Annotated in this window: 6 protein-coding genes; 2 read left to right on the forward strand and 4 right to left on the reverse strand. The window is 60.0% G+C overall.

All coding sequences use genetic code 11. The annotated features are described in order from the left end of the window. On the reverse strand, nt 1–2,208 hold a 2,208-nt coding region (locus LDL37_RS06280), incomplete at its 3' end, for an autotransporter outer membrane beta-barrel domain-containing protein (protein WP_290795706.1). 270 nt (nt 2,209–2,478) lie between these two features. Between LDL37_RS06280 and LDL37_RS06285 the strand changes: the two genes are divergently transcribed. After that, nucleotides 2,479–4,662, forward strand: coding sequence for a TonB-dependent receptor (locus tag LDL37_RS06285; protein ID WP_290795708.1), 2,184 nt, complete (start codon nt 2,479–2,481; stop codon nt 4,660–4,662). Nucleotides 4,663–4,772: 110 nt separating this feature from the next. Next, the gene (locus LDL37_RS06290) at nt 4,773–6,368 is read left to right on the forward strand and encodes an FMN-binding glutamate synthase family protein (protein WP_290795716.1); all 1,596 of its coding nucleotides are present in this window, start codon (nt 4,773–4,775) and stop codon (nt 6,366–6,368) included. Between the two features lie 61 nt (nt 6,369–6,429). On the opposite strand, the gene LDL37_RS06295 is transcribed toward LDL37_RS06290, so the two are convergent. The 3 genes from LDL37_RS06295 to LDL37_RS06305 form a co-directional block, all read right to left on the reverse strand. Then, nucleotides 6,430–7,080: a hypothetical protein gene (locus LDL37_RS06295; RefSeq protein ID WP_290795710.1), complete on the reverse strand. Its 651-nt coding sequence runs from the start codon at nt 7,078–7,080 to the stop codon at nt 6,430–6,432. Between the two features lie 132 nt (nt 7,081–7,212). Next, on the reverse strand, nt 7,213–9,048 hold the full coding sequence (gene typA / locus LDL37_RS06300) for a translational GTPase TypA (RefSeq protein ID WP_290795712.1): 1,836 nt from the start codon (nt 9,046–9,048) through the stop codon (nt 7,213–7,215). Nucleotides 9,049–9,339: 291 nt separating this feature from the next. After that, a partial coding sequence (locus LDL37_RS06305; RefSeq protein ID WP_290795714.1) for a prolyl oligopeptidase family serine peptidase occupies nt 9,340–10,000 on the reverse strand: 661 nt, incomplete at its 5' end.

Below are 10,000 nucleotides of genomic sequence, written 5' to 3' on the forward strand. Positions count from 1 at the left end.
GGTAGCGGCCAGTAGCGTACTGGTCGTGTTATCGTCGGTCGCGGCCGCCGTCAGCACCGCCGCCAAGGCGCTGTACTCGGTGACGCTCAAACCGGATTCGGACTGCGTGCGCAGACGAAAATCGGCATAGAGCCCGTCATTGGCGCTGCCCGTCGTCAGGGTGGATTTGTAAAGCCAGGGGACCTGCTCATCCATGTCTGCGAAGTCGAGCGTTCCAAAGTCGATGTTTTTGCCGGTCATCAGGGTGAAGCGCGTCGGCGTCTGGATGATCTTGTCCAGCGTCAGATAGAGCGCCGCGCCATCGTCGAACACCGTCGTGCCGGTGTTGATCAGAAGCGGCCGGGTGGGGTCTGCGGTGGTCAGTCCCAGATAAAGTTCGCTCTCGCTGCCCACATGCAGGCTCGACAGGGTCAGTTGCGAGCCCGCGCTCAGCCCGAGACGGCCGTTGGCGACATCGACGGCCACCGTTCCGGCCCCCGTCAGCTTGCCGAGAACGACGCCTTCCTCTTCGATTGTGAGGCTATTGCTACCCGCACCGAAGTCGATATTGCCATAGATATAACCGTTGGACACGCGGACGGTATCATTGCCGGAACCCAGTTTCACATCACCGGCGATATAGGGAAGGGCATAATCGTCATCATCGAGATGGGCATTGACCAGCTCAATCGTCGTTGCCACGCTATTGGCGCTGAGGTCTATGGCTACCGCGCGGTTTACGGCGGTGTCGGTCACATCGTCTTCGTTCTCATCACCGGGGGTGATGCCGGCGGAGATGCTGCCATTGACGAGTAGGGAGGTCAGGGTGTTGGAAGTGTCGCGCAAGGCCGTGGCATTGGCCGTCGTGCCATAGCCGTAGGCGGTGAGGGCACCCCCTGTTTCAATCTTCAAGGTGCTTAGTGTCGCGCCGCTGTCGATATCCAGACCATAGGCCGTGTGAGAATCGGTTGTGGTGGTGTTGGCCGACAGCGTGCCCGACAGATTAAGCGTGCCAACCCTGGCACCGCTTTTGAGCGCCAGACCCGTGGCTATGGCTTCATAAGCGGAGGCGCTGACCGATCCGGACAGGCCAATGCCATTGGTGACCAGTACCTCGTATCCCAGACCAGCAATCTGTGCGGCTGTGGCATTTACCCCCTCATAGACGCCATAGGCCGAGATGGAACCGCGTATATCCAGTCCATAGGTCCGGCTGCTGTAATCGTCAGTGGCCGTGTCATTATAGGCTATGGCCCCCAGCGTAATGGCCTGCGTATCGGAACCGATCAGCAGGGCCGGCGCCGTGCCGTACTGGGCGATAGAGGCCGTGCCCTCTTCGGTATCTTCTATACCGTTGCCGTTTTCGTCGGTATTGGTGTCGTCCTCGCTGGTGACGGCGGCGTTGATCAGCACGCCACCGCTGACAGTATTTGAGACCTGCACTGCGGCCTTGGCCTGATAGAGGTCGTCGGCGTCCAGAATATCCAGATAATCGTCAGAGATGCTGGTGTAGCGATAGCCGGTATTGGTCACCGAGGCGTCGATCACCAAAGCACCGTTGATCGCGCCGGACAGCTCAACCGCCTGTGCGTCCTTGCCCTGCGTGTAGATAGAGCCACTCAGATAGACCTGACCGGTTTGCGGGCCACGCAGGGCGATACCGCGGGCATCATCGCCCAGAACGCTGATCGTCCCGTCAAACAGGAAATCACCGACCTGCCCCTTTTCAAACAGGATGGCGGCCGACTGATTGCCGTGCACGGTGATCGTCGAGTCGATATCGGCGTTGCCGGTCAGTAGGCCGGTGGCGCGCACCCCATAGCGGTTGGTCCCTTCTGCGAACACACCATCGACGATGTCATCGCTGTTCTTGTCCTCTGCGGTGTAACTATCCGTCACCGTGATCGTCCCCGAAAGGTCGAGGCTGGTCGTGCGGGCGCCGTCAATCAGGACCGCTGTGGCACCGCTGTCTGAGGAGGACATTTCAACCACACCATTGAGAACCAGCGTGTTATCCGAATTGACGGTGAGGGCGGTGCCGCTGGTTAAGGTGATCGTGGCGGCGTCGGTGACGTCGATATCGTCTGCACCACCGCTATTGGCTGTGGCCGTTTGTAAGGGCGTGGTGGTGGCCGTCGAAACCGTGGTGGTCGCCAGAGCCGCCGGGGTCGCAAAAACGAGGGCCAGAGCGGTGGCAGAAAGAAGCAGCGAACGACGGGGATGGCGCATGATCGACCTTGGCGGGGAATGACAGTCGCCAAGGGGGTAAAGGGCCGCTGAGGCGGCAGAAGGGCCTTAAGATTACGCGCAGGTCGCAGAGTGTCAGGGCTGCAATCCAAAGCGACAGAGCAAAAAAGTCATCGGAGGATCAAAGACGGAAAAGCGATGCTTGCTTAATCCGATGTGTAAGTCATAATTGTGTAAGGCGACTCTGTTCGGTTGAGTTGTGCACATCGCGGGGAGGGGGCTTTGTCCGCTTATTCACGCCATGGTTTTCCCATGGTCGCTTTACTGTTTGCCGCTCAGTTCGCTTTGCCGACGACGGGGTATACCCAGAACGCGACCAAAGCGACAGAGGCGGAAAAGGCGGAAACGCCTAAGACCTCGGAAGATGATGATAAAGCCGCGACGACCGTTACGGTTCAGGGCAAGAAGCGCGTGGACCCAACGGGTAAGGAGGTCTATGACGTTTCGAAGGACCCGGCGGCCGCCACAGGGACAGCGGCCGAGGCCCTCAACAAGGTACCCGGTGTGTCCGTCGATGCGCAGGGCGATGTCAGCGTGCGCGGTCAGACCGCGCGGGTTTATCTGAACGGTCGTCCATCGCTGATGCTGTCCGGAGATAATCGCGCTGTGGCACTGCGCGCCATGCCGTCGGCCTATATCTCCAGCATCGAAGTCATCTCCAATCCCGGCGCGCAATATTCTTCCAGCGGCTCGGGTCCGATCGTCAATATCGTGACCAAACGCAATCTGCCGCCGGGCCTGTTTGGGTCCGTGTCCGCGCAGGTCGCTTCGCGCGGTGGCGGTAACACCAACGCCTATCTCAGCTACACGCAGGGTAAGCTGAATATAAGTGGCTTCGCGGCGGTGTTTGACGGCCGTTTCGACAGTGATTTCGATAGCGCCTCCACCGCCTTTGATGCGTCGGGCAGCGCAATCCGTGAGGCGCGATCCGAGGGTACCGTCACAGGTCGATACCGCATAGGCTCGCTGACGACGAATCTGCAATACGACCTGAGCGACAATGATGTTCTGACCGGGGGGCTCAGCTACAACCGGGGGAAGGTGAATAGCGACTTTGCAGGTTATACCGCCTCCCGTGGGGCCGACGGTGCTCTGAGCGATGTTTTTCGCTCGCAAAGCGACGGGCGGACCCCTAACGACAACGGCAGTCTGAGCCTTGGTTACACCCACTACGGACAAAAGCCGGATCAGTCGTTCAAGCTCGACCTGACGGTCTCGCAATCGAACCGGGACACGCCTTCGCTCACCCGCTTAGACTATGAACGCGCTTCGGTAAGCACCAACACCGGCACACGCTATACCCGGCGCGATGGGGGTTCCAATACCCGCACCGCCATGCTGTCCGCCGCGTACAACACCACCTTTGACCGCGTTCAGGTCAGCGTCGGTGCACAATTCGATACGGAAACCAGCAAAACCGAGACCCTGTCCTATGGTCCGGCGGGCTCCGTCGCGGATTTGCAGCTTGATGCCCTTTTAAGTAATCGCTTCCGCTATGAGCAACAGTCGGCGGCGGTATTTGCGACGGCGCAGTGGGAACTGACGCCCAAATGGACACTGCTGGCCGGTCTGCGGGCCGAAACCCTTGAGCTTTCGACCGAAGCGCCGGGAACGACGCTTGAAAATCATATCGACTACACCCGCTTAAACCCCAGCCTGTTCGCCACCTATGCCTTTTCCCCCAAACGCCGTCTGCGTTTCAGCTATACCCACAAGCAGCAACGACCACAGCCTGTCGATCTCAACCCCGGTCTGGTGTTTAGTTCTGCGACTGCCGTCACCATCGGGAATGCGGCCCTTGGGCCCGAAGAGGCCGACAATCTGGAAGTCACTTACGAGGTTAACCGGCCGCATTCGGACTATAGAATAACGGGCTTTTATCGGATCAAGGACGAAACGCTCGTTACCTCAAGCCGCGTTATTGCTGATCCGCAGAACCTTGGCAATTTCGTCACCGAGACAACGCGAAAGAATGCGGGACAGGAACGCAATTACGGCCTGACGGCGACCTATAGTCAGCGATGGAACAATACGCTTACTGTGAACTTCGACACGACGGTGACCTTTGTGGACATTGATGTGCCGGAACTGTCGATCAGTCGTTCGGATACAACGCTCAGCGGCGGTGTGTCGCTCAACTATACTCTCAAGACGGGCTCTCTGTCGCTGAATTACAAGCTGAACGGGCGACGCTACACGACGCAGGGGTATCGCGGCGCCAATGGTTCCGGGATGATTGACTATCGTCGCAATCTGATGCCGAAGCTGTCGCTGGTGATCACGGTGCAGGAACCGCTGCCCCTGACGAAGATCGAAACGGTTACCGAGACGAATCGCTTCCGTAGCGTGTCTGCCAGCGAAAATCGCACACCGACCATAATGATTGGCCTCAGCCGGCAGTTGGGTGGTTTCAGTTCCGTACCCAAAAAGCCCTGATGCGGTTTAACAGCACCCTTCAGAAAACCGTCGCAAGCGCTTGATAATGTCAGCTATATGACTAATCGGGCGGGGCGGCGGTGATATCGAGATTTTTTATCCTTCAGGGTGTGTGGTTGCTGACGCTCGCCTGCGCGGTGGCGGGCTATTTTGTTGATCAGCATCTGTGGTGGGGTTTGCTCCTCCTTACGCCGTTGAGCCTGATCGGTTTGCGCGACCTGACCCAGACCTCACACGCCATTCTGCGCAACTATCCGATCATCGGGCATTTTCGCTTTATCCTTGAGGCGGTGCGGCCGGAAATCCGCCAGTATCTGATCGAGGACGACCGCGACCCGGTGCCCTTCACCCGCGAACAGCGCGCGCTGGTCTATCGCCGCGCCAAGAATGTGTCGGACAAGCTGCCCTTCGGCACCATCCGCGACGTCAATGCCGTGGGTTACGGCTGGATATCGCATTCGATGCGCCCGTCCAAAATCGCCTCCAGCGACTTTCGCCTTAGCATAGGCGGGCGGGATTGTCAGAAGCCCTATTTCGCTTCGGTGCTGAATATTTCGGGCACCAGCTTCGGTGCCGTGTCGGCCAATGCCATCATGGCCTTCAACAAAGGGGCGAAGCTGGGCGGCTTTGCCCACAATACCGGCGAAGGGGCCATTTCCAAATATCACCGCAAATATGGCGGGGACCTGATCTGGCAGATCGCCTCCGGCTATTTCGGCTGTCGCACGCCGGAGGGCCAGTTCGATCCGCAGGCCTTTGCGCGCACGGCGGCGCTCGATCAGGTGAAGATGATCGAACTGAAACTCAGTCAGGGGGCCAAGCCGGGACACGGTGGCGTTCTACCGCGCGCCAAGATTACTGGCGAAATCGCCCGCACTCGCCTGATCGACCGGACACGCGATTGCGTGTCGCCCGCCGCCCACCCGGCCTTTTCGACGCCGCGCGAAATGATGAGCTTTATCGCCGAACTGCGTCGCCTGTCGGGCGGCAAACCTGTGGGTTTGAAACTGGCGATCGGCCACCGGGCCGAGTTTCTGGCGCTGGTCAAGGCCATGCTGGCCACCGGCATCACGCCGGACTATATCGTGGTCGATGGGGGCGAAGGCGGCACGGGCGCGGCACCGGTCGAACTGTCCAACCATGTCGGTCTGCCTTTGTTCGAAGGGTTGAGCTTTGTGCACAATGCGCTGGTGGGGGCCGGGCTGCGCGGTCATATCCGCATCGGCGCCTCGGGCAAGGTCGTCTCGGCCTTTGACTTTTGCCGCGTGCATGCGCTTGGGGCCGATTTCGTGATGGCGGCGCGCGCCTTCATGTTCGCTGCCGGCTGTATTCAGGCCCGTGCCTGCCATACCAACCACTGCCCAACCGGCGTGACGACTCAGGCCTGGTGGCGCAGACGCGCGCTTGTGGTCAGGGACAAGGCCCCGCGTGTCGAACACTATCATCGCAATACGCTGAAAGCCTTATCCGAAATGCTGGCGGCGGCGGGCCTCAACCACCCGCGTGACCTCAAGCCGTGGCACCTGCACGTGCGCGCCGCCAATGGTGAGGTTGTGCGTGGCGATGTCGCCTATCCGCACGTCGAACCGGGCGCAATCCTCAACGGCACAGCGCGCGAAGGACTGATGAAGCAGTGGCACCGCGCCCAGATCGACACCTTCGAACCGCTGGACGAGGCCATCGTCGAGCAGATGTTGAAGGCCTAGGGCAAGACAGGGGGGCAAGACAGGGGGGGGGGCAAGGCCCCCTTGACCCCAATACTTTAAGTCAGCTTACCCAGGACATTGCGCAGGTGCCCTCACGCCGCCACTGACCTGAAAAGCGGTTATAGGTGCATATATAACCTGAACCTGCTTCGACTTCATGCCCATAGGAAATGACGGCGCGCGTACGAAACAGGCTGTATTGGGGTCGTGAGACGTAGGTATGGCGATAGGCGAAGGCAAAGACGTCGGCCGATACACGGCGTTCGTCAAGGCTATAGTAGTTCATAATAAAATATCCGCCTTCGGGCTCGTGTTTGGTAGAATGCTTGAGTCCATATTTTGAAAAAGGACAGTTCATCTGACCCTTGACGTTCAGATAGACTTCGCCATCGCTTTCAGCCTTGGCCTCGTCGCGCAGCACTGTGGCCATCAGCGCGCAGTCTTCATCGGGTATGTTTTGAGGAAAGATGAGGTCGAAACCGTTTCCTGGGGCATATTCCGACAGGTTGGCCTCGCACTCAGTACGCTCTTCTTTCCCGATGCTATCCCCGCAGGCGTATTCCACATAGGGTTTGGGCAAGGTCAACGCCCGCCACTTCGCTTCATCGGCCGGGCGCAAGCGGGCGCTATCAGGTACGTAATAAAGTCCGATGACAACAAAACCGGCAATCACCCCCAGACTTAAAACCACCGATACCCAAAAGCGACGCATGTGAACTCCCCCATCGTAACTTAGCGCCGATAAGTTATCAGGAACGATAAAAAACGCAATCGCAAAGCGCAGGCACGTTTGATGAGCCTTTGCCCACAAACAAAAACGGCCCCGTTTCCGGGGCCGTTTGTTTTAATCTTCCTTGGCGCGCTTCTTACGGAACGAGGGGTTCAGTTCCTTCTTGCGCAGGCGGATGTTGAGCGGGGTCACTTCGACCAGTTCATCGTCTTCGATATAGGCGATGGCCTGTTCCAGAGTCGGGCGACGCGGCGGGGTGAGGCGGATGGCTTCATCCTTGCCCGACGCGCGGACGTTGGTCAGTTGCTTGGCCTTCATCGGGTTGACGTCGAGGTCGTCGGCGCGCGAATTTTCACCGATGATCATGCCCATATAGGTTTTTTCACCGGCACCCACAAACATCACGCCGCGCTCTTCGAGGTTCCACAGAGCGTAGGCCGCCGTTTCACCGTCCGAGTTTGACACCAGCACGCCCTTGCGCTGCTGTTCGATGGGGCCCTTATAGGCTTCGTAGTGCGAGAAGACGCGGTTAAGCACGCCCGAACCGCGCGTGTCGGTCAGGAATTCGCCCTGATAACCGATCAGCGAGCGCGACGGCGACTTGAGCTGGATGCGCGTCTTGCCCGCGCCCGACGGGGCCATGTCCTTCAGTTCAGCCTTACGCGCCGACAGCTTTTCGATGACGACGCCGGTGAACTCTTCATCGACGTCGATCATCACGTCTTCGATGGGCTCCATGCGCTCACCGGTTTCCGGATCGGTCTGATAGACCACGCGCGGACGCGAAATGGCGACTTCGAAGCCTTCGCGGCGCATGTTTTCGATCAGCACGCCCAGTTGCAGTTCGCCGCGGCCGGCGACTTCGAAGGCGTCCTTTTCACCCGACTCGGTGACGCGGATGGCGACGTTGGATTCAGCTTCCTTCAGCAGGCGGTCGCGGATCACGCGCGACTGCACCTTGGAGCCTTCACGACCGGCCAGCGGCGAGTCGTTGACCGACACGGTCATCGAGATGGTCGGCGGGTCGATCGGCTGCGCCGGCAGGGCGGTGTCGAGCGACATATCGCACAGCGTGTCGGCAACCGTGGCCTTCGACAGACCGGCGATGGCGACGATGTCACCGGCTTCCGAACCTTCGTCCAGCGGCTGACGCTTCAGGCCGCGGAAGGCCAGCACCTTGGTAATGCGGCCGCGCTCGATTTCCTGACCGTCACGATTCAGCGCCTTGATGGCCAGACCGGGGGTGGCCTTACCCTGCGCGATACGGCCCGTCAGGATGCGGCCCAGGAACGGATCGGATTCGATCAGCACGGCCAGCATCTGGAACGGCTCGTTGACCTTTGACTGCACGGCGGGCGGCGGTACGTGATCGACGATCAGGTCGAACAGCGGCGCGAGGTTGTCGGACGGCACATTGAGGTCCAGCGTCGCCCAGCCCGAACGGCCCGACGCATAGATGTGCGGGAAGTCGAGTTGCTCATCCGTCGCGCCCATGGCAGCGAACAGGTCGAAGGCTTCGTTGTGCACGCGGTCGGGATCGGCGTGGGCGCGATCGACCTTGTTGATACACAGGATCGGACGCAGGCCCAGCTTCAGCGCCTTACCCAGCACGAACTTGGTTTGCGGCATGACGCCTTCTTCGGCGTCCACAAGGATGACGCAGCCGTCCACCATGCCCAGAATACGCTCAACCTCGCCGCCGAAGTCGGCGTGGCCCGGCGTGTCGATGATGTTGATGCGGGTTTCGCCGGCCTTACCGTTCCACAGGACCGAGGTACACTTGGCGAGGATGGTGATGCCGCGCTCACGCTCCTGATCGTTGGAGTCCATGGCGCGCTCAACCGTGGCTTCGTTGGCGCGGAAGACGCCCGACTGAGCCAGGAGGGCGTCCACGAGCGTCGTCTTGCCGTGGTCAACGTGGGCGATAATGGCGATATTGCGAAGATTCATAAAAGACTCTGATCTTTCCTCGGCCCATATCGGGAGAGGATGGCGCGCCGATATATAAACCGGGGGCCGGGTGGGGGGCTTTTCCGCACGCCTCCGTCAGGTGCCGGAGGCGCTTGCCAACCCATAAAAAAGCCTCTCGCAGACATATGTGAGAGGCCAAACCGGTTCGGCGCGCGTGATTTGGCGCGGTCTATAACCGAATCTGCGTCAAAGCGCCACCCCGAACCGTGGATTATTTTTGCGGATGCGAAGGGACGGAGCGCCTCTTACCGGAGGCGCTCCGTACTTCGCTTACTTCGCGGCCGGTTTTTCTGCCCGCGGCGGGGCGTTCTTGACATAGGTGTCCAGCCAGCGCGTCATTTCCCACAGCGTATGCAGGTTGGACTCGCGCGCCCGATAGCCATGCGCCTCATTGGGCAGGACCACATAGCGCACATTGGCCCCGGCGCCTTTCAGGGCGGCGTAGAAGCGCTCGCTCTGGATGGGGAAGGTGCCGGAATTGTCGTCCGCTTCGCCGTGGATCAGCAGGATCGGGTCCTTGATGTTACGGACATAGGTGAAGGGGCTCATCTTCGTGTAGGTGTCGGTCGCCTCCCAGTAGGTGCGCTGTTCCGACTGGAAACCAAACGGCGTCAGGGTGCGGTTATAGGCCCCTGAGCGCGCGATACCGGCCCGGAACAGATCGGTGTGGGCCAGCAGGTTGGCGGTCATGAAGGCCCCATAGCTGTGGCCACCCACGGCGATGCGGTTACGATCCGCGACGCCCAGAGCGACGACGGCATCGACCGCGGCTTTGGCGCTGGCGGTCAGTTGCTCGACATAGGTGTCGTTCGGTTCAGCCCCGTCCTTACCAATGATCGGCATGGACGGCCCGTCCAGCACGGCATAGCCCTGGGTCAGCAGGAACAGGTGGCTGGCCCCGCCCGGACGGACAAAGCGGTTACCGCTATCG

Source organism: Asticcacaulis sp., assembly GCF_020217185.1.
GTDB lineage: Bacteria > Pseudomonadota > Alphaproteobacteria > Caulobacterales > Caulobacteraceae > Asticcacaulis.